Here is a 2,035-nt window from a genome sequence, read left to right on the forward strand (position 1 = left end):
GTGATGTAGTTTATTTAGGATAGTAATTAACAACTCTTAATATCTCCTGTTGTAACTGCAAAATATTTTCATTCTTCTCCCCTTGGAAGTGAAAATCTTTTGACTAACTTTTTAATAATTTTGGGTTTACATTAGTTAGTGGTGTTAAGTAAAATACCTCTTGGTATCTGATGCTATCTGTCTTAGATAAGAGAGTCAGTGGATAATTTCCGCTATTTGCGCGATATATAAGATAGCGTCTAAAATACCAATATGCTGTACTTCTTTAATCGGAATAAAATATCCAGTAAAACATAAGGAGTTAAATAATGAAAAAGGTATTTATGATAGCTTTGCTTGCTGGTAGTTCTTTTGCAACTTTTGCACAATCCGGAGGATATGTTTCTTCTGTTCCCCCCATGGAACAGGGGGGATTCAAAGGGCCAGGTCTGGTTTCTGAGGTGATGCCCGTCTCTCAGGCAAAAAAAATGAAAAACGATATGAAGGTTGTTCTGGAGGGATCTATTGTCAGACAAATAGGCAATGAGTTATACGAGTTTCGTGACGATAGTGGTACCATTTATGTAGATATTGATGATAATTACTGGGGGGGGAGAAGTATCTCTCCGAAAGACAAAGTTCGTATTGAAGGGGATATTGATAAAGACTGGAACAGTGTTGAGATTGATGTAAAGAAAATTACAGTAGTGAAATAATATCTTAGCTGAATATTGTCTTCTAATAGTACGATATTATTAAATATTTCTATATATAACCCGCCTTGGCGCTGAGGGATCCCCATAAATCAGCTCTAATAAACCAACACCATATTCTGGTAGGTTTTGGCGAGATGATTAAGAACTGTGCTCAGCACTGTTCGTCTTAAAATTAGCGGGGAGTGTCGTAAGACATTCTCCGCTAACGTCAGATACGAGATTACCCGCCGTGTTTTAATGCTGTTGGCCTGATATCTAAGATGTAATCCTTTGTTTTCAGCATGATAGCCAATAAGCCACAGTACAATTGTACTCAGCATCGCCAGTAGGCTCAGTACCAGCATTCTTCCCACGGAACAGTTATTACAATAGAGTTTACATCTCCGCTAAATGCTTTTTACCATGAATTCTAAATTTATTGATGCTAAGTTGACTATGTATTTTTTAAACCAATTAATTTCATGCATAGCAGTCCGATAATGCAATAACTCATCACATCTAAAACTACACCAATATTGATGGTATGAAAATTAGTCTAACTCTAATTACTCCCGTTATCGGTTGACAAAATCCATTTATGAATAAAAACATCTCCAGATACAGGTGGTGAAAAAAGATATCCTTGTAAATATTCTATTCCTTTATTTTTCATGGCTTTTTCTTGCTCTATAGTTTCGATACCTTCAGCAACGACCTTGATGTGTAATCGTCTTGCCAACATAGCTATACTATCTACAATTGCTTCAGATATTTTATTTGATTCATACTGTTGGATGAAAGATTTATCCAGCTTAATGAAATCAACAGAGAAAGCCTGTAAATAATGAAATGTAGAATATTCCACCCCAAAATCATCGAGGGCAAAAAGGATATTATGTTTTTTTAATTTATCAACTATGGTATGGACTTCATTTGTATCTTGACCTTTTTTTTCTGATAATTCCAGTACAAGCTTTATCTTTTCCTTACCTAGTTGTTCAAGCATTTGAACACATTGCTGCTCAAATAAAGGATTCAGAATAATTTCCGAATTAACATTGATACCAAGATGAAAATCATCTGGTATCAAATGATTTACATATTTAAATATGTTTTCAGCCTTTTTCATTAAAAGCGATGTTAAGGAAACAACCAAGTTAGAGGATTCTGCAACAGGAATAAATATTTCTGGAGAAATTATTCCTATTTTGGGGTGCATCCAGCGTGAAAGTACTTCGCATCCGGTAAGACGTCCACTGACAGAACAGATTATGGGCTGAAAGTATGGGATAAACTCTTGATTTTCTATCGCACGGGAAATCAGTTCAGGAGTGATTACAAGGTATTTATCTATATAATAT

General features: G+C 35.1%; 2 protein-coding genes and 1 pseudogene. 1 reads left to right on the top strand and 2 read right to left on the bottom strand.

Going from position 1 to position 2,035, the window contains the following annotated elements:
* Positions 1-308 precede the first annotated feature (308 nt).
* Complete coding sequence (locus A7Z29_RS22985) at positions 309-695, top strand: YgiW/YdeI family stress tolerance OB fold protein (protein WP_105290902.1); 387 nt, start codon at positions 309-311, stop codon at positions 693-695.
* A gap of 95 nt (positions 696-790) precedes the next feature.
* Here the strand turns inward: A7Z29_RS22985 and A7Z29_RS22990 are convergent.
* Both A7Z29_RS22990 and A7Z29_RS22995 read right to left on the bottom strand, forming a co-directional pair.
* A pseudogene (locus A7Z29_RS22990) lies at positions 791-1,051 on the bottom strand (IS4 family transposase); the annotation flags it as partial.
* 185 nt (positions 1,052-1,236) lie between these two features.
* A partial coding sequence (locus A7Z29_RS22995) for an EAL domain-containing protein (RefSeq protein ID WP_105290903.1) occupies positions 1,237-2,035 on the bottom strand: 799 nt, incomplete at its 5' end.

The organism is Escherichia sp. MOD1-EC6842, from assembly GCF_002965705.1.
Lineage (GTDB): Bacteria > Pseudomonadota > Gammaproteobacteria > Enterobacterales > Enterobacteriaceae > Escherichia > Escherichia ruysiae.